The 18,727-nt window shown below is 53.9% G+C and carries 13 protein-coding genes; 12 read left to right on the forward strand and 1 reads right to left on the reverse strand.

Features of this window, described 5'->3' with window-relative positions; all coding sequences use genetic code 11:
* Positions 1–40 precede the first annotated feature (40 nt).
* The 11 genes from rpoD to tuf all read left to right on the forward strand — a co-directional run bounded on the left by rpoD (position 41) and on the right by tuf (position 17,011).
* The gene (gene rpoD / locus ACH2EM_RS07115) at positions 41–1,288 is read left to right on the forward strand and encodes an RNA polymerase sigma factor RpoD (RefSeq protein WP_395151440.1); all 1,248 of its coding nucleotides are present in this window, start codon (positions 41–43) and stop codon (positions 1,286–1,288) included.
* Between the two features lie 31 nt (positions 1,289–1,319).
* Positions 1,320–1,616, forward strand: a complete 297-nt coding sequence (locus ACH2EM_RS07120; protein WP_395151441.1) for a hypothetical protein — start codon at positions 1,320–1,322, stop codon at positions 1,614–1,616.
* A 327-nt stretch (positions 1,617–1,943) separates the two neighbouring features.
* A complete protein-coding gene (locus tag ACH2EM_RS07125; RefSeq protein WP_395151442.1) occupies positions 1,944–2,420 on the forward strand; it encodes a DUF2798 domain-containing protein in 477 nt (158 codons plus the stop codon).
* Between the two features lie 163 nt (positions 2,421–2,583).
* Complete coding sequence (locus ACH2EM_RS07130) at positions 2,584–3,000, forward strand: RrF2 family transcriptional regulator (protein ID WP_395151443.1); 417 nt, start codon at positions 2,584–2,586, stop codon at positions 2,998–3,000.
* Positions 3,001–3,260: 260 nt separating this feature from the next.
* Positions 3,261–7,076, forward strand: a complete 3,816-nt coding sequence (gene rpoB, locus ACH2EM_RS07135) for a DNA-directed RNA polymerase subunit beta (protein WP_395151444.1) — start codon at positions 3,261–3,263, stop codon at positions 7,074–7,076.
* Between the two features lie 112 nt (positions 7,077–7,188).
* Positions 7,189–10,791, forward strand: a complete 3,603-nt coding sequence (gene rpoC, locus ACH2EM_RS07140) for a DNA-directed RNA polymerase subunit beta' (protein ID WP_395151445.1) — start codon at positions 7,189–7,191, stop codon at positions 10,789–10,791.
* 128 nt (positions 10,792–10,919) lie between these two features.
* Positions 10,920–12,368, forward strand: a complete 1,449-nt coding sequence (locus ACH2EM_RS07145; protein WP_395151446.1) for a hypothetical protein — start codon at positions 10,920–10,922, stop codon at positions 12,366–12,368.
* Between the two features lie 141 nt (positions 12,369–12,509).
* Positions 12,510–12,938: a 30S ribosomal protein S12 gene (gene rpsL / locus ACH2EM_RS07150; RefSeq protein ID WP_395151447.1), complete on the forward strand. Its 429-nt coding sequence runs from the start codon at positions 12,510–12,512 to the stop codon at positions 12,936–12,938.
* Positions 12,939–13,061: 123 nt separating this feature from the next.
* Complete coding sequence (gene rpsG / locus ACH2EM_RS07155; RefSeq protein WP_395151448.1) at positions 13,062–13,532, forward strand: 30S ribosomal protein S7; 471 nt, start codon at positions 13,062–13,064, stop codon at positions 13,530–13,532.
* A gap of 28 nt (positions 13,533–13,560) precedes the next feature.
* Positions 13,561–15,681, forward strand: a complete 2,121-nt coding sequence (gene fusA / locus ACH2EM_RS07160; RefSeq protein ID WP_395151449.1) for an elongation factor G — start codon at positions 13,561–13,563, stop codon at positions 15,679–15,681.
* 127 nt (positions 15,682–15,808) lie between these two features.
* Positions 15,809–17,011 (forward strand): elongation factor Tu, encoded by a 1,203-nt coding sequence (gene tuf, locus ACH2EM_RS07165; protein ID WP_395151450.1) that lies wholly within the window; start codon positions 15,809–15,811, stop codon positions 17,009–17,011.
* 279 nt (positions 17,012–17,290) lie between these two features.
* Here tuf and ACH2EM_RS07170 read toward each other — a convergent pair whose 3' ends face one another.
* Positions 17,291–17,872 carry a uracil-DNA glycosylase family protein gene (locus tag ACH2EM_RS07170; protein WP_395151451.1) on the reverse strand — a complete coding sequence of 194 codons (582 nt, stop codon included), beginning with the start codon at positions 17,870–17,872 and terminating at the stop codon, positions 17,291–17,293.
* A 488-nt stretch (positions 17,873–18,360) separates the two neighbouring features.
* On the opposite strand from ACH2EM_RS07170, the gene ACH2EM_RS07175 reads away from it, so the two are divergent.
* Positions 18,361–18,727, forward strand: a 367-nt coding sequence (locus tag ACH2EM_RS07175; protein ID WP_395151452.1) for a PduL/EutD family phosphate acyltransferase, incomplete at its 3' end; no start/stop codon positions are given.

An 18,727-nucleotide genomic window follows, 5' to 3' on the forward strand; every position in this document is an offset into this window, starting at 1 on the left:
TATAACGCTATTTTGACCGATTCAGGAGGAAGTGCAAATTATGGCAGAGAAAAAAATTACAATCCGTGAACTGATTGAAACCGGTAAACGGAACGGCAAGCTGACCACCAAGGAAATCAATGATGCCATTGATGATACCGGCTTTGATGTGGAACAGATTGATAAGCTGTACGAAACACTGGAAAGCCACAATGTGGAAATTGTGGATGAACCGAGCAGTGATATGGACAATTTCACCCTTACCGAGGACAGCGTGGATTTGTTCGAGAGTGCCCTGTCCGCCGAAGGCGTAGCCATTGATGACCCGGTGAAGGTTTACCTAAAGGAGATTGGCCGGGTGCCCCTGCTGAGCAGCGACGAGGAAATTCGTCTGGCACTGGAAATTCTGGACGGTGGCAAGGCGGTAGAGCTGAAACAGACCAAGTACCAGAAAATCTGGCAGATTGAGCACGACGAGGAGCTGAGCAGCGATGAGCGCCGTATCTGGCTGGCCAGCGAAAAGGACGCCCTGCCCACCGAGGATAAGATTGAGCTGCGCAATCTGGAAACTGCCATCCTGAAAGGGGAGAAGGCCAAGCAGCGCTTGAGCGAGGCAAACCTGCGTCTGGTGGTTTCCATTGCAAAGCGTTATGTGGGCCGTGGCATGCAGTTTTTGGATTTGATTCAGGAAGGCAACCTGGGCCTGATTAAAGCGGTGGAAAAGTTTGACCACACCAAGGGCTTTAAATTCTCCACCTATGCTACCTGGTGGATTCGGCAGGCTATTACCCGTGCCATTGCCGACCAGGCCCGTACCATTCGTATCCCGGTGCACATGGTGGAAACCATCAACAAGGTAAAGAAGGTTTCCAGCCAGCTGCTGCACCAGAACGGTCATGAGCCCACCGCCGACGAAATCAGCGAGGCGCTGGATATGCCGGTGGAAAAGGTGCGGGAAATCATGCGGGTAGCTCAGGAGCCTGTGAGCCTGGAAACTCCCATTGGTGAGGAGGAGGACAGCCACCTGGGCGACTTCATCCCCGACGAGGATGCACCTGTGCCAGCCGAGGCTGCTAGCCACACCCTGCTGAAAGAACAGCTGTCCAGCGTGCTGCAAAGCCTGACCCCCCGTGAGGAAAAGGTTCTGCGCCTGCGCTTTGGCCTGGAGGACGGCCGTCCCCGTACCTTGGAGGAGGTAGGCCACGAGTTTGAGGTAACCCGTGAGCGTATCCGCCAGATTGAAGCCAAGGCACTGCGCAAGCTGCGCCATCCCAGCCGCTCCAAAAAGCTGCGGGATTTCCTGGATTGATTTCTAACACCATACAAGGGAGCGTTGGATTATGATGCAGAATTGGAATGTGGACGAAAGCAAGCTGAAAAAACAGCAGGAGGAACTGAAGGCTTCCATGGTGTTTTCCTATGTAGGCCATGGCCCCAAGGCAACCGGCTTTTTTGCCAAGGAATTCAAGCGCAAACCAGGCCTGTATGCCCGGTGCACCCAGTGCGGCTGTTATATACCGCTGGATGCCCGTGGCGAAGAACAGTGCATCTGCGGTAATCTCCGCCGCACCGAGCGAGAATTCCGTCATGAGCTGCCGGCCGAGGAAATTGAGATTTTCAAGGGGCATAAGCGATAAAATACCATCTGTTCTATGTCCGGCGTCCTGTGGATTGGATGTGCCGGCCCAATAGAACCTGCAAGCACAATACGAAAGCGACCCCGGCATCATCGGCGGCGCTCCCACGAGGGAGTGCTGCCGATTTTTTTGTTTGGTGCACAAGCAAAATGCCTTGCGCAATTTTAGCAAGTATGATATCCTGTTAAAGCTGCCCCTGGCAAGAGATTTGCAAGGGGTGTTGCTGAATTGGTTAGATTGGAAACGATACATGAGTGCTTCGGGCGCCCTCTGATAACGAACAACACAATTCCTGATTTTGAAAAAGATTAAGAGGAGTGTTTCCCGATGCCGAAAACAAAACTGCAAAATGTGATTTTTACCGCAGCCATGGCCTTTGTAATGGTGTATGGCATGGTGTGTTACAATGTTTCGCTGGCGGTGGGCGGTATGTCCAACCAGGTGTTTTTGATGGCTTTTGGCGAACTGGTGGTTTTGTGGCCTGTGGCCATTGTATTGGAATTGTTTCTAGTGGAACGGCTGGCGCAGAAGTTGGCGTTTCGTTTGTTTACCCCTGGGCAGGATAAGCCGGTGTTTATTTTGCTGGCCATTTCCTCCTTTATTGTCTGCCTGATGTGCCCGCTCATGAGCTTGATTGCCACAGTGCTGTACAAGCATGCAGGGGCAGAGCTGGTGGCCGCCTGGATTCAGACCACGGTGCTTAACTTTCCCATGGCACTGTTCTGGCAGCTGGTGGTAGCCGGTCCGCTGGTGCGGCTGGTGTTTGGCTGGGCTGCATCTAAGATAGAGCGAGTTTCTGCTTGAGTACTTTGTGGTAAAACCGCTGCCGGCGACCCGACCGGCGGCGGTTTTCTTTTGGGATGGATTTGACAAAAGAAACATTTACTGATATAGTTTAACTAGATTTTTAAAGTGTAGTTTTGGCTGAGCAGCTGCTCTGCCGTAAAAAGAAAGGAACTATGCAGCTATGCATATTACACAGGAATCCGACTATGCCGTTCGCATCATTTACTGTTTGGCAAAAACACAGCGGCGCATGGATGCCCGCTCAATCAGCGAGGAGATGCATGTCTCGCTGCGGTTTGCCCTTAAAATTTTGGGCAAGCTGGTGAGCAGCGGCATTGCTGTGAGCTATAAAGGTAACCGGGGCGGCTACGAACTGGCCCGCCCTGCGGAGGAAATCAGTTTGCTGGATGTTATCTCTGCTGTGGAAGGGCCGTATAGCCTTTCTCGCTGTTTGCAGGATTGCGAGGAGTGCAACCGTGGTGCGTCTGGCCTGTGTGCTTTTCAGGCAGTGTACCGGCGCATCAGCCAGCAGGTGAACCAGGAATTGGCAGGGGTATCCTTTGCGCAGATGGTTCAGGAGAGCTGCGAAAACCAGTAATTAAACCACACCGACCCGGGCGTATCAAGCCTGGGTTTCTTTTTTTACAAAATGCCGAAAAATGGCTTGACACTGGGCTTTTTAGGCGGTATACTCTTGTAGTATAGCATAATTGGAATAACACGCCCTAAAAGCAGAAGCATGTACAAAAAGCGGGTGAAAGTTTGTGAAAGATGCACAAAATTTCATCGAACAAGCGGAAGCCCCACAAGCGTGCCCCCAACAATGTATAAGAAACAGGATAGGAGTGGAAGCTTTTTATGATGAAGGTCAAGCCTGTGAACCTTGGCAAAACCGAAAGAATGAGCTTTTCCCGGATTGATGAGGTCATCACCATGCCCAACCTCATCGAGGTTCAGAAGAACTCGTACCGCTGGTTTTTGGACGAGGGCCTGAAAGAGGTATTCCGGGACATTGCCACCATTGAGGATTTTACCGGCAATCTGGCATTGGAGTTTGTGGATTACCATCTGGGTGAGCCTAAATACAGCATCAAGGAGTGCAAGGTGCGCGATACCACCTATGCTGCCCCTCTGCGTGTAACGGCCCGCCTGCTGAACAAGGAAACCGGCGAGGTAAAGGAGCAGGAGATCTTCATGGGCGACTTCCCGCTCATGACCGATGCAGGCACCTTTATCAACAACGGCGCCGAGCGTGTTATCGTCAGCCAGCTGGTTCGCAGCCCTGGTGTGTACTTTGGCTCCAGCTACGATAAGACCGGTAAGAAATTGTTTACCGCAACCATGAACCCCAACCGGGGCGCATGGCTGGAGTATGAAACCGACTCCAACGATGTGTTCTATGTGCGCATCGACAAAAACCGCAAACTGCCTGTAACCGTTCTGCTGCGTGCCTTGGGCATGGGCAGCGATGCCCAGATTCGGGAGTTCTTTGGCGAGGATGAGCGCATTCTGGCCACCCTGGAAAAGGACACCACCCACAACGAAGAAGAGGGCCTGCTGGAGACCTACCGCAAGCTGCGTCCCGGCGAGCCTCCCACCGTGGAAAGTGCTCAGACCCACCTGAACAATCTGTTCTTTGACCCCCGCCGGTACGATATGTCCCGGTTTGGCCGGTACAAGATGAACAAAAAGCTGGCTCTGGCCCGCCGTATCACCGGTTTTGTGGCTGCCCGTGACATTGTGGCACCCCTCACCGGCGAACTGATTGTGGCTGCTGGCGAAAAAATCACCCGTGAGCTGGCCGAAGAGGCAGAGGCAGCAGGTGTATCCGTAGCATTCGTGACTGTGGATGACCGTGAAATTAAGGTTATCACCAACGGCACTGTGGATGCACAGAACTTCTTCACCTTTGATGTAGCCGAGTGCGGCATCAATGAGCGTGTAAACTTCGCTGAGCTGAAGGCTATTCTGGAGGCTACTCTGGACGAGGAGGAGCAGAAGGAACTGCTCATCAAGAACCACGATCGCCTGATCAGCAAAACTGTCACCCTGGATGACATCTTCTCCTCCATCAACTACCTGAACGGCCTGGATCACGGCGTAGGCGTAACCGATGATATCGACCATCTGGGCAACCGCCGTATCCGCAGCGTGGGTGAGCTGCTGCAGAATCAGTTCCGTATCGGCTTCAGCCGTATGGAGCGTGTCATCCGTGAGCGTATGACCCTGCAGGCTCAGGACATGAACGAGGCTACTCCCCAGAGCCTCATCAACATCCGCCCTGTGGTGGCTGCCATCAAGGAATTCTTTGGTTCCAGCCCCCTGTCTCAGTTCATGGACCAGAACAACCCTCTGGCCGAGCTGACCCACAAGCGCCGTCTGTCAGCTCTGGGCCCTGGCGGTCTGAGCCGTGACCGTGCCGGTTTCGAGGTGCGTGACGTACATTACAGCCACTACGGCCGCATGTGTCCCATCGAGACTCCCGAAGGTCCCAACATCGGTTTGATTTCCTACCTGGCAAGCTTTGCCCGCATCAACGAGTATGGCTTCATCGAGGCTCCCTACCGCAAGGTGGACAAGGAGCGGGGCGTTGTAACCGACGAAGTGGTCTACATGACTGCGGATGTTGAGGACGAGTTTGTGGTGGCCCAGGCCAACGAGCCTCTGGATGAGGAAGGCCGTTTCACCAAGGTTCGTGTAAACGCTCGGCGCCGTGACGAGATTCTGGAAATCGAGCGGGAACGGGTAGATTACATGGACGTAAGCCCCAAGATGGTTGTGTCCGTGGCAACTGCCATGATTCCCTTCCTGGAAAACGACGACGCCAACCGTGCTCTGATGGGCGCCAACATGCAGCGTCAGGCTGTGCCCCTGCTGGTGACCCAGCAGCCCATTGTGGCAACCGGTATGGAATACAAGGCTGCCTGCGATTCCGGCGTGTGTGTACTGGCTCGCAACCCCGGCGTGGTAGAGCGTGTGGATGCCGATAAGATTGTAGTTCGCACCAGCAAGACCACCACCGACGAGTACGAGCTGATTAAGTTTATGCGCTCCAACCAGGGCACCTGTGTAAACCAGCGGCCCATTGTTTCCAAGGGCGAGGAAGTAAAGGCTGGCCAGGTGCTGGCTGACGGCCCCGCTACCAAGAATGGCGAAATCAGCTTGGGTAAGAACGCCCTCATCGGCTTCATGACCTGGGAAGGTTACAACTACGAGGACGCCGTTCTCATCAACGAAAAGATTGTGCGTGAGGATGTTTACACCTCCATTCACATCGAGGAATACGAGACGGAAGCCCGTGAGACCAAGCTGGGACCTGAGGAAATCACTCGCGACATCCCCAACGTGGGCGAGGAAGCCTTGAAGGATCTGGACGAACGGGGCATCATCCGCATTGGTGCCGAGGTAAAGGCAGGCGATATCCTGGTTGGTAAGGTCACCCCCAAGGGCGAGACCGAGCTGACCGCCGAGGAGCGTTTGCTGCGTGCCATCTTTGGTGAGAAGGCCCGTGAAGTGCGTGATACCTCTCTGCGTGTACCCCATGGTCAGTACGGCATCATCGTGGATGTGAAGGTATTCACCCCCGAAAACTGCGATGAGCTTCAGCCCGGCGTTCGTCAGGTAGTACGCTGCTACATTGCCCAGAAGCGCAAAATCAGCGTGGGCGATAAGATGGCTGGTCGTCACGGTAACAAGGGTGTTGTATCCCGCATTCTGCCTCAGGAGGATATGCCCTTCCTGGCAGACGGTACTCCGCTGGATATCGTGCTGAACCCCCTGGGCGTTCCCTCCCGTATGAACATCGGTCAGGTTCTGGAAGTTCACCTGGGCTACGCAGCCAAGGCTCTGGGCTGGAAGATCATGACCCCCGTATTTGATGGCGCTCACGAACAGGACATCCGTGCCTGCTTCAACGAGGCCCGGGAAAAGAATCACAGCGGCGCTATGCCTGAATATCCCACCAAGCTGGATAAGATTATGCGGCCCGAAATTGGCCATGTAATCGATTTCTCCAAGATTGAGTTGGATGAGGATGGCAAGAGCACTGTATACGACGGCCGTACCGGTGAGAAGTTCGATAACCGTGTAACCGTTGGTTATATGTACTACCTGAAGCTGCATCACCTGGTAGACGATAAGATTCACGCCCGTTCCACCGGTCCTTACAGCCTGGTTACCCAGCAGCCTCTGGGCGGTAAAGCTCAGTTCGGCGGTCAGCGCTTCGGTGAGATGGAAGTATGGGCCCTGGAAGCTTACGGCGCCGCCTACACCCTGCAGGAAATCCTGACCGTGAAGTCGGACGATGTGGTGGGCCGTGTAAAGACCTACGAGGCCATTGTAAAGGGCCAGCCCGTACCCAAGCCCGGCATTCCCGAAAGCTTCCGCGTGCTCATTAAGGAGCTGCAGAGCCTGGGTCTGGCCGTTCGGGTGCAGGATGCTGAGGGCGAGGAAATCGACCTGAAGCAGAACTTCGATGATGAAGAACCCGGCTTCGATACCCGTGACCTGCCCATGGGCGAGGATGTTCTGGTGGAAAACGAGCTGAACGATGAGTACAGCATCCAGGACGCAGAGTCTGATCCCGATGCAGAGGAAGTATTCGGCGGCATGGAAGATGTCTTTGAATCCGACGACCTCTATGCAGACGATATGAACTTTGACGGCGAGTATTGATATTCAAAGCTGACCCAAACAGCACAGGAGAAGCGGCCCCCGCCACAGGGCGGGAGGCCCCTCCCGTGCCAACCCCAATCACCGAGATATTAGAAAAGGAAGGGTTCGTTTAATGGAATATAACGATTTCGATTCGATCAAGATCGGCCTTGCCTCTCCCGACCAGATCCGTGCATGGAGCTACGGCGAGGTGAAAAAGCCGGAAACGATCAACTACCGCACCCTGAAGCCTGAGCGGGAAGGCCTGTTCTGCGAGCGCATCTTTGGACCTACCAAGGACTGGGAGTGCCATTGCGGCAAGTACAAGCGCATTCGCTACAAGGGCAAGGTTTGTGAACGCTGCGGCGTGGAAGTAACCAAATCCAAGGTGCGCCGTGAGCGCATGGGCCACATCGAGCTGGCTGCCCCTGTATCCCACATCTGGTACTTTAAGGGCATTCCCAGCCGTATTGGTCTGATGCTGGACATCAGCCCCCGTCAGCTGGAAAAGGTACTTTACTTTGCAAGCTACATTGTAATCGATCCTGGTTACACTCCCCTGGAGAAAAAGCAGCTGCTGAGCGAAAAAGAATACCACGAAATGCGGGAACGCTATGAGGACGAGTTCCGGGCCGGCATGGGTGCCGAGGCCGTTAAGGAACTGCTGGCAGAGCTGGATCTGGAAGAACTGCGCACCCAGCTGCGCAGCGAGCTGGAAGATGCCGGCGGCCAGAAGCGTGTTCGTATTTTGAAGCGTCTGGAAGTGGTGGAGGCATTCCGTCACTCCGGCAACCGTCCCGAGTGGATGATTATGGATGTTGTTCCGGTTATTCCCCCGGACATCCGTCCCATGGTGCAGCTGGATGGCGGCCGTTTTGCCACCAGTGACCTGAACGACTTGTACCGTCGTGTCATCAACCGCAACAACCGCCTCAAGCGTCTGCTGGAGCTGGGCGCGCCCGACATCATCGTGCGCAACGAAAAGCGTATGCTGCAGGAGGCTGTGGACGCCCTGATTGATAACGGCCGCCGTGGCCGTCCCGTCACCGGCCCCAACAACCGCCCCCTCAAGAGCCTGTCTGATATGCTCAAGGGTAAGCAGGGCCGCTTCCGTCAGAACCTGCTGGGTAAGCGTGTTGACTACTCCGGCCGTTCTGTTATCGTTGTAGGCCCCGAGCTGAAGATGTACCAGTGTGGTCTGCCCAAGGAGATGGCTCTGGAGCTGTTCAAGCCCTTTGTTATGAAGGACCTGGTAGAAAAGGGCCTGGCCAACAACATCAAGAGCGCCCGCAAGATGGTAGAGCGCACCCGCACCGAAGTGTGGGATAGCCTGGAAACCGTCATTAAGGGTCATCCCGTTATGCTGAACCGTGCACCCACCCTGCACCGTCTGGGCATCCAGGCCTTTGAACCGGTGCTGGTAGAGGGTCACGCCATCAAGCTGCATCCCCTGGTATGTACCGCCTTCAACGCCGACTTCGACGGTGACCAGATGGCTGTGCACCTGCCCCTGAGCAAGGAAGCCCAGCGTGAAGCCAAGATGCTGATGCTGGCCTCCGGTAACCTGCTGAAGCCCTCTGACGGCTGCCCTGTTGCTGTGCCCACCCAGGATATGATTCTGGGTTCCTACTACCTGACCATGGTCAACGAAGGGGACAAGGGCGAAGGCAAGGTGTTCCGTGATGAGGAAGAAGCCATTATGGCTTACACCGATAAGGTAATCACCCTCCATGCCCGCATCAAGGTGCGCCGTACCATGGAGGTAAACGGTGAGATGCGCAGCCGTCTGGTGGAGACCACAGTGGTCCGCATCATCTTCAACCAGCCCATTCCTCAGGACCTGGGCTATGTGGACCGCAACGACCCCGAGGCTATGTTCCACTACGAGGTCAACTTCCAGGTTACCAAAAAGAACCTGCCGGACATCATCAGCCGCTGCCTGGCTGTACATGGCACCAAACCCACCAGCGAGATGCTGGATCGCATCAAGGCTCAGGGTTACAAGTACTCCACCATCAGCGGCATTACCGTTGCTGTGTGTGACGCTGTGATTCCTCCCCAGAAGCCCGAACTGCTGGCCGAGGCCGATGAGCGGGTTTCCAAGGTGATTAAGCAGTTTAACCGTGGTCTTATCTCCAACGAGGAGCGCTACAACGGCGTAATCCAGATTTGGCAGGAGACCACTGACAAGGTTTCCAAGGCTTTGGCCGACAACCTGGAAGACCGCAACCCCATCTTCATGATGGCGGATTCCGGTGCTCGTGGTTCTATGAACCAGATTAAGCAGCTGGCCGGCATGCGTGGTCTGCTTGCAAACACCGCAGGTAAGACCATCGAGATGCCCATCCGTGCTAACTACCGTGAAGGTCTGAACATTCTGGAATATTTCGTTTCCTGCCGTGGTGCTCGTAAGGGCATGGCCGATACCGCTCTGCGTACCGCTGACTCCGGTTACCTGACCCGTCGTCTGGTTGATGTTTCTCAGGATGTAATCGTCCGTGAGGAAGACTGTGGTGCTACCGAGGGTATCTGGGTTTCCGATATCCGGGAAGGCAAGGAAGAAATCGAAAGCTTCCGTGAGCGTCTGATTGGCCGTTACGCTGTGGGCGATGTATGCGATCCCGCTACCGGTGCCGTTATCGTACCCAAGGGCAAGATGATGGACCTGTTTGATGCCGAAAAGATTGAAGCTGCCGGCATTACCAGCCTGGAAATCCGCAGCGTGCTGAACTGCCGTGCCAAGGTGGGTACCTGTGCACACTGCTACGGCTCCAACCTGGCAAACGGCGATCCCGTTCGCATCGGTGAATCCGTTGGTATCATCGCTGCTCAGTCCATCGGTGAGCCCGGTACCCAGCTGACCATGCGTACCTTCCATACCGGCGGTATCGCATCTGCTGAGGATATCACCCAGGGTCTGCCCCGTGTTGAGGAGCTGTTCGAGAGCCGCCGTCCCAAGGCTTTGGCCATCATGACCGAAATTGCTGGTACCGCCCACATCGACGACAGCAAGAAGAACCGTCATGTGGTTGTGACCGGTGTGGACGAGAACGGTGCACCTGCCGAGAAGAGCTACCTGATTCCCTTCGGTCAGCGCATCCGTATTACCGACGGTCAGCAGCTGGAGAAGGGCGACATGATCACCGAGGGTCATGCTTACCCCCATGACATCCTGGCCATCAAGGGCCGTATCGCCGTACAGAACTACCTGATTCAGGAAGTTCAGAAGGTATACCGCCTGCAGGGTGTAGAAATCAACGATAAGCACATCGAGGTTATCGTGCGTCAGATGATGCGTAAGGTTCGTGTGGACGACGCTGGTTCCACCACCCTCATTGGCGGCGCACTGGCTGACAAGATGGAAGTGGAAAGCCAGAACGCTGCCATTATGGAGCGCATTGCCGCTGGCGAGGAAGGCTTGAAGCTGGCTGAGTACACCGATGTTCTGCTGGGTATCACCAAGGCTTCTCTGTCCACCGACAGCTTCCTGTCCGCCGCTTCCTTCCAGGAGACCACCCGTGTTCTGACCGAAGCCGCTATCAAGGGTAAGGTAGACCCGCTGATGGGCCTGAAGGAAAATGTTATCATCGGTAAGCTCATTCCTGCCGGTACCGGTCTGGATGAGGTGGAAGCCGAGCTGGTTCGCCGTGAGCAGGAGGAACTGGGCATCGTACCCGCTGAGGTAGAGGCCGATTCTGCAGAGCAGGAACTGGAGCTGGATTCCAGCGCTGAGTAACACTGCTGGCCCAGTATTCGGGAACAGGCAATACAATGGAGAGGCTGCCCTGCGGGGTGGCCTCTCCTTTTGCATCTGGGCAGGAAATCAATGCTTTATTATTACAGTACAGAAAGGGAGAGCATCCAATGGTGATACATCTGTTGCAGAAAGCTGCCGTGTGGACTGCCGTGGTATTTTTTGCTCTTGTGTGGCTGCTGTGCATTGTTACGGTAGGCTGGCAATCGGCACTGGTGGCTCTGGCACTTCTGGCAGTCTTGTGGGGATTGGGAAGGGGAATAGCCCGGCTGCAGCCCTGCACAGCCGACCGCCTGTTTTGGCTGGCCTTTTGCGTGTTTGTGCTGGCAGCGGGGGCCTTTGCCTTTGCGGTCAAGGTAGAACCAGCTTGGGACTTTGGGCGTGTGTACCACGGAGCCCTGGAAATTACCACCAGCGGCAGCATTCAAATTGATTCGCAGTATTTTTTGGAGTCCAACAACAACTTTTTTTTGGCGCTGCTGCTGGCGCCTGTATTTATTGCTGGCAGCCTGGCAGGTTTTTCGTCCCTTACCAGTGGTATTTTGTTCAATCTGCTGGCCATTGATGCATCCATCCTGATGCTATGGCGGGTGGCGCATCGTCAATGGGGAGCACAGCGAGCGCTGGCTGTGGCAGTGGGCTGCTTTGGTTGTGCAGGTCTATGGCTGTACGGGCCTATTTTTTATACCGATACACTCTCTATGCCATTGGCTTGCCTTGCGTTGCTGCTGGCCCAGCAGTGGAACCGGGTTACAGGCGGCACACGGCTGCTGCTGGCAGCAGGGATGGGCGTTGCTGCCTTTGTGGGATATAGAATTAAGCCAACCGTGCTGATTGTGTTTGTAGCATTGGTGCTTTGGTGGCTGCTGTCCAGCCAGCGGGGTATAGCGGCTGCTTGCACCGGGGCGGTTGTGTTTGCTCTTTTGATGGGGCTGTGGTCGGTAATTTTGGCACATAATCCTATCCTGGACACCACGGAGCTGGAGCGCTACCGACTGCCGCCCATGCACTATGTGATGATGGGCCTTAAAAATCCGGGTGGTTACGATGAGCAGGATCACATGACCAGTCAGGCATTGCCCAGCGCCGAAGCCCGCACCCAGCACGCAGTGCAGGAAATTAAGGCCAGATTGCAGGCGTACGGACCGGCGGGATTGGCAGACCACATTGCCCGGAAGCTGGCCTATACCTGGGCGGATGGAAGTTATTTTGGCGGGCATAAATTGAGCATTGACCCGGTCAATCAAGGCTGGCTCCAGCAGTGGGTGACACCACAGGGCAGTTATTGGCAGATATTTATTTTGATTGCCAACGCCCAACAGCTGGTGGTTTGCACAGGATTGTCAGCAGCGGCCATAGGCCAGGCAAGAAGCAAACAGTGCAGTGGGCTTGTATGGACGGTGCTCATTGCTTTGCTGGGTGCAGGAGTGTTTCTTCTTTTGTGGGAAACCCGCTCCCGCTACCTGGTAGGACTGCTGCCGCTGATTTTGCTGGCAGCCCAGCAGGGGCTGGAACAGCTGCTGCATTTAAAAGCTGCAAAAAAGAATTTGGTGAATTAACCAAGGTTTTTTTAAAAATACTGTTGACATCGATAAAGCGAATGTGTAGAATAAAGTTGTTGCGCCGAAAGGTGCAGCTTGTTTGTGTGCAAAGTTTGCCGCAAGGCGTCTTTGCAAATACTATTAAGAAAGGAGAACAAAATGCCTACTTTTAACCAGCTTGTACGCAAAGGCCGTGAGGTGTCTGTCCGTAAGTCCACTGCTCCTGCTCTGCAGAAGAGCTATAACTCTCTGGACAAGTCCTACAGCGATGCTAACAGCCCCCAGAAGCGTGGTGTTTGCACTGCTGTTCGTACCATGACGCCCAAGAAGCCCAACTCTGCTCTTCGTAAGGTAGCCCGTGTTAAGCTCACGAATGGTATCGAGGTAACCTCTTACATCCCCGGTATCGGCCACAACCTGCAGGAGCACAGCGTAGTACTGATTCGTGGCGGCCGTGTTAAGGACTTGCCCGGTGTTCGTTACCACATTATCCGTGGTACTCTGGATACCCAGGGTGTGGCCAACCGTAACCAGGCCCGCTCCAAGTACGGCGCAAAGCGCCCCAAGGCCGGTGCTGCTAAGAAGTAATTAACTGTTTACCCCGCCATCATCAAAGGCGTCTTAATATATTGATAGACCTTTTGTGTGGCACAACGGGAGTTTTTTGCTTTCGAGTACCGATGATATCATTCTGTGAAGGAGGGAAGAAAGATGCCTAGAAGAGGTAACATTGCAAAGCGTGACGTTTTGGCTGATCCTTTGTACAATTCTAAAATGGTAACCCGCTTGATCAACAGCGTAATGCTGGATGGCAAGAAGGGCGTCGCTCAGAAGATCGTTTATGATGCTTTTGAGCTGGTAAAAGAAAAGTCCGGCAACGATCCCCTGGAGATGTTCGAGAAGGCTATGGAGAACATCATGCCCAGCCTGGAAGTTAAGGCCCGCCGTGTTGGTGGTTCCACCTACCAGGTACCCGTTGAGGTTCGTGCCGAGCGCCGCGAGACCCTGGGTCTGCGCTGGCTGACCGCTTACTCTCGGGCCCGCAGCGAGCGCACCATGCGCGAGCGTCTGGCCAACGAGATCATGGATGCCGTGAACAACACCGGTAACGCCGTGAAGAAGCGCGAAGACACTCACAAGATGGCCGAGGCCAACAAGGCTTTCGCTCATTACCGTTATTGATCGGCCCTGGATTTTTTAGGAGGTTAATATGCCAAGAGACGTTTCTCTGGAAATGACCAGAAACATCGGCATTATGGCGCATATCGACGCCGGCAAGACCACCACCACCGAGCGTATCCTGTATTACACTGGTGTTAACCACAAGATCGGTGAAACGCACGATGGCGCAGCTACCATGGACTGGATGGAGCAGGAGCAGGAGCGTGGTATTACCATTACTTCTGCTGCTACCACCTGTTACTGGACTCACACTGATTTGCTGGGCGATGCTGCCAAAGCCAAAAAGTTCCGGCACCGCATCAACATCATCGACACCCCTGGCCACGTTGACTTTACCGTTGAGGTAGAGCGTTCTCTGCGTGTTCTGGACGGTTCCGTAACCGTTCTGTGTGCTAAGGGCGGCGTTGAGCCCCAGTCTGAAACCGTTTGGCGTCAGGCTGACAAGTATCGCGTACCCCGTATGGCTTACGTGAACAAGATGGACATCATGGGTGCCGATTTCTACCGTGTTGTAGGCATGATGCGCGAGCGTCTGAAGTGCAACGCTGTACCCATCCAGCTGCCCATCGGCAAGGAAGATGAGTTCAAGGGTATTGTCGACCTGGTTGAGATGCAGGCTGATGTATACTACGACGACCTGGGTAAGGATGTTCGTATTGAGCCCATCCCCGAGGATATGATGGAACTGGCCGAGCAGTATCGTGCCGAGCTGATTGAGGCTGTGGCTGAGGCTGACGAAGATCTGATGATGAAGTACCTGGACGGCGAAGAGCTGACCAAGGACGAAATCAAGAAAGCTCTGCGTAAGGCTACCATTGCCAACACCATCGTTCCTGTTATCTGCGGTACTTCCTACCGCAACAAGGGCGTTCAGAAGCTGCTGGACGCTGTTCTGGATTACATGCCCGCTCCCACCGATATCGAGGACATCAAGGGCATTGATCCCGAAACCGGCGAGGAGACCAGCCGTCCTTCCGACGATAAGGCTCCCTTCGCTGCGCTGGCATTCAAAATCGCCACCGACCCCTTTGTTGGTAAACTGTGCTTCTTCCGTGTATACTCCGGTGTTATCGAAGCTGGCACCACCGTTTACAACTCCGTAAAGGACAACAACGAGCGTCTGGGCCGTATTTTGCAGATGCACGCAAACCATCGTCAGGATATCGAAGCTTGCTACGCTGGTGATATCGCCGCTGCTGTTGGTCTGAAGAATACCACCACCGGTGACACCCTGTGTGATCCCAAGCATCCCGTTATCCTGGAGAGCATGGAGTTCCCCGAGCCTGTTATCCGTGTTGCCATCGAGCCCAAGACCAAGGCTGGTCAGGAGAAGATGGGTATCGCACTGAACAAGCTGGCTGAAGAAGACCCCACCTTCCGTACCTGGACCGATGAGGAAACTGGTCAGACCATCATTGCCGGCATGGGCGAGCTGCACTTGGAAATCATTGTTGACCGTCTGCTGCGTGAGTTCAAGGTAGAGGCTAACGTGGGTGCTCCCCAGGTTGCTTACCGCGAATGCATCCGCCGTGCGGCCAGCTCCAACACCAAGTACGCCCGTCAGTCTGGTGGTAAGGGTCAGTACGGCCATTGTATCATCGACATCGAGCCCAACGAGGCTGGTAAGGGTTACGAGTTCATCAACGCTGTTGTTGGCGGTGATGTTCCCAAGGAGTTTATTGCTCCCATCGATCAGGGTATCCAGGGCGCTATGAAGGCCGGTATCCTGGCCGGTTATCCGGTAGAAGATGTAAAGGTCACCCTGAAGGGTGGTTCTTACCACGAAGTGGACTCCTCCGAAATGGCATTTAAGATCGCTGGTTCTATGGCATTCAAGGATGCTATGGCTAAGGCTGATCCCGCTATCATGGAGCCCATCATGAAGGTTGCTGTTATCGTTCCCGATGATTACATGGGTGATGTTATCGGTGACCTGAACTCCCGTCGTGGTCAGATTCAGGGCATGGAAGCACTGAACGGCTCTCAGCAGATCAATGCTTTCGTTCCCCTGTCCAATATGTTCGGTTATTCCACCGATCTGCGTTCCAAGACCCAGGGCCGCGGTCAGTATTCCATGGAGCCCAGCCACTATGCTGAGGTGCCCAAGAACATTGCCGAGACCATCATGGCTGGTCGCAAAAAAGACTAATTAGGACCTAGTTTGCTGCATGGGGAACCCTCATGCAGCAAATCCCCAAAAATCACTTGATTTTTGGGGATGGTTCTAGTATTATAACCTTAGGCTCTAATGGTTTAAAAAAAGGAGGATATTTAAAATGGCAAAAGCTAAATTTGAGCGCAGCAAGCCTCATATTAACATTGGCACCATCGGTCACGTTGACCATGGTAAGACCACTCTGACTGCCGCTATCACCAAGGTTATGGCTCTGAACGGCAACGCAGAGTTCACCGATTACGCTAACATCGACAAGGCTCCCGAGGAGCGCGAGCGTGGTATCACCATCAACTCTTCTCACGTTGAGTACGAGACCGAGAACCGTCACTACGCACACGTTGACTGCCCCGGCCACGCCGACTACGTTAAGAACATGATCACCGGTGCTGCTCAGATGGACGGCGCTATCCTGGTTGTTTCTTCCGCTGACGGCCCCATGCCCCAGACTCGTGAGCACATCCTGCTGTCCCGTCAGGTAGGCGTTCCCTACATCGTTGTGTTCATGAACAAGGTTGACCAGGTTGACGATCCCGAGCTGCTGGATCTGGTAGAGATGGAGATCCGTGACCTGCTGAGCGAGTACGAGTTCCCCGGCGACGACACCCCCATCATCAAGGGTTCCGCTCTGGGCGTACTGGAGAGCTCCAGCACCGATGTTAACGCACCTGAGTACAAGTGCATCGTTGACCTGATGGCTGCTGTTGACAGCTACATCCCCACTCCCGATCGTATGGCTGACAAGCCCTTCCTGATGCCCGTTGAGGACGTGTTCACCATCACTGGCCGTGGTACTGTTGCTACCGGTCGTGTTGAGCAGGGTCAGATCAAGGTTGGCGAGGAAGTTGAAATCGTTGGCCTGAAGGAAGAGAAGGGCAAGACCACCGTTACCGGTCTGGAGATGTTCCGCAAGCTGCTGGACTTCGCCGAGGCTGGCGACAACGTTGGTGCTCTGCTGCGTGGTGTTCAGCGTTCTGACATCGAGCGTGGCCAGGTTCTGGCTAAGCCCGGCAGCATCCATCCCCACACCAAGTTCCAGGGCCACGTTTACATCCTGAAGAAGGATGAAGGCGGCCGTCACACCCCCTTCTTCAACAACTACCGTCCTCAGTTCTACTTCCGTACCACTGACGTTACCGGTGTTATCTCTCTGCCCGAAGGCGTTGAGATGTGCATGCCCGGCGACAACGTTGATATGGACGTTGAGCTGATCACCCCCATCGCCATGGACGAAGGCCTGCGTTTCGCTATCCGTGAGGGTGGCCGTACCGTTGGTTCCGGCGTTGTTGCTAAGATCTACGAGTAATCGTTTGATTTTATAGCTTTTTGAGGCTCCCGCCAAAGCGGGAGCCTTTTTTGTTGGCTGAAAGTGATTTTATTGGCTGGAAATGAGTTGAATAGTTTATAGGGCTGTTTATCTGGCCTCTCTAGGTTATCTGGTCTGTAATAAAACGATAGAAAAAGGAGTGGTAACCTTGCGGCGCCACTCCTTTTCTGGTTTATGAAAACTTTATGGTCTGCTGTCCGATTTAAAGCTCCTTGCAAGCAAAGCAAAGGAGAATCCGGCGATAAAAAGTTCAGCTGCTCAGCCTTCTCCCGGCCCATAGGTGTGGGTGCAAACCTCATGGATTTTTTCCCGAAGGGCCACAAAATCCTCAAAGGCAAGCGGCTTATTGTTTGGGTTGCGTAACAGTGCAGCAGGGTGCAAAGTAGCCATATAGAAAACGCCGTCTTTTTCGAAGAATTGGCCATGCTCTTTCATAATGGCAAAATCCGCACGAATCATTCGTTGAGCGGCAATTCTGCCCAAACATACAACGATTTTGGGTTGAATTATTCGGAATTGCTCGTGGAGCCAGGGCAGGCAGGCGGCCCATTCCTCCGGCAGGGGATCACGATTTTGGGGAGGACGACATTTTACGATGTTGGCAATAAAAATATTTTTATCCCGAGAAAGGTCAATAGCTTCCAGATATTGATCCAACAGCTTGCCGCTGCGGCCCACGAAGGGAAGGCCCTGCTCGTCCTCATTCTGACCAGGACCTTCACCAATGAACATGACCTCTGCATGGCGGGAGCCGGTACCAAATACCACATTGGTGCGAGTCTCGCACAAGCCGCATTTTTGGCAGGAGATGCATTCCTGTTTGAGTGCTTCAAATTCCATAGCGTATTCCTCTCTATGGCCAGACAGCCAGCTACCTGCCAGCTTGCAGATTGGCAGGTTCCAGCGTCTTATGGCAGCCTATATTTACATACTTAGTATATCATGGCACAAGCCTGTTTGACTATCCCTCCTTATATAGAATCTGCGACACTTTATAACCTACGAGAATAGAGGATTGTTGTTTGAAAAGAGTTTTCTCTGAAAATGTGGCCTGTATTCCACAGTTATAAAAGGTGGATTTTAGCGACAAAAAAGTGTTTTAAAAGCATTTTTTTGAAGGTGCTGTTTTTGCTCCATAGATCCAAAAGAAATAAAGAGACAAAGAACGGTAAGATATATTGGGCATGGTACGAAGCAGAAAAAATACCGTAAGCGTGCTGCAATAAAGAAAAAATGTTGTATTTTGTCTTGAAGTTTTGCTCGGATATTGCTAAAATAAAAAAGAGCGGCCGGAAACAGAAATCCGACCCTAAGGGAGGAAATTACAAATGAAATTCTTGATTGAAACTTCTGCCCGTCATGTTCATGTGACTCAGGAAACTCTGGAAACTCTGTTTGGCAAAGGCTTTGAGCTGACTGTTAAAAAAGAGCTGAGCCAGCCCGGCCAGTACGCTTCTGAACAGCGTGTAACCGTTGTTGGCCCCAAAAAGGAGTTGGCCAATGTGTCCATCCTGGGTCCCTGTCGTAACGCAGACCAGGTGGAGCTGTCCGCTTCCGATGCTCGTTCCATCGGCATTGCAGCTCCTGTGCGTGAGTCTGGCGACATCGCTGGTTCCGGCGCCTGCAAGCTGGTTGGCCCCTGCGGCGAGGTTGAGCTGAAGGAAGGCGTGATCGTTGCCAAGCGTCACATCCACG

Source organism: uncultured Allofournierella sp., assembly GCA_944382705.1.
In the GTDB taxonomy this organism is placed as follows: domain Bacteria; phylum Bacillota; class Clostridia; order Oscillospirales; family Ruminococcaceae; genus Allofournierella.

Excerpts from the sequence above, each read along its gene's own strand:
- ACH2EM_RS07130 (WP_395151443.1), top strand. The coding sequence starts at position 2,584 with ATGCATATTACACAGGAATCCGACTATGCCGTTCGCATCATTTACTGT.
- ACH2EM_RS07170 (WP_395151451.1), bottom strand. The coding sequence starts at position 17,872 with ATGGAATTTGAAGCACTCAAACAGGAATGCATCTCCTGCCAAAAATGC.
- rpoD (WP_395151440.1), top strand. The coding sequence starts at position 41 with ATGGCAGAGAAAAAAATTACAATCCGTGAACTGATTGAAACCGGTAAA.
- ACH2EM_RS07145 (WP_395151446.1), top strand. The coding sequence starts at position 10,920 with ATGGTGATACATCTGTTGCAGAAAGCTGCCGTGTGGACTGCCGTGGTA.
- ACH2EM_RS07120 (WP_395151441.1), top strand. The coding sequence starts at position 1,320 with ATGATGCAGAATTGGAATGTGGACGAAAGCAAGCTGAAAAAACAGCAG.
- ACH2EM_RS07125 (WP_395151442.1), top strand. The coding sequence starts at position 1,944 with ATGCCGAAAACAAAACTGCAAAATGTGATTTTTACCGCAGCCATGGCC.
- rpsG (WP_395151448.1), top strand. The coding sequence starts at position 13,062 with ATGCCTAGAAGAGGTAACATTGCAAAGCGTGACGTTTTGGCTGATCCT.
- fusA (WP_395151449.1), top strand. The coding sequence starts at position 13,561 with ATGCCAAGAGACGTTTCTCTGGAAATGACCAGAAACATCGGCATTATG.
- rpoC (WP_395151445.1), top strand. The coding sequence starts at position 7,189 with ATGGAATATAACGATTTCGATTCGATCAAGATCGGCCTTGCCTCTCCC.
- tuf (WP_395151450.1), top strand. The coding sequence starts at position 15,809 with ATGGCAAAAGCTAAATTTGAGCGCAGCAAGCCTCATATTAACATTGGC.
- rpoB (WP_395151444.1), top strand. The coding sequence starts at position 3,261 with ATGATGAAGGTCAAGCCTGTGAACCTTGGCAAAACCGAAAGAATGAGC.
- rpsL (WP_395151447.1), top strand. The coding sequence starts at position 12,510 with ATGCCTACTTTTAACCAGCTTGTACGCAAAGGCCGTGAGGTGTCTGTC.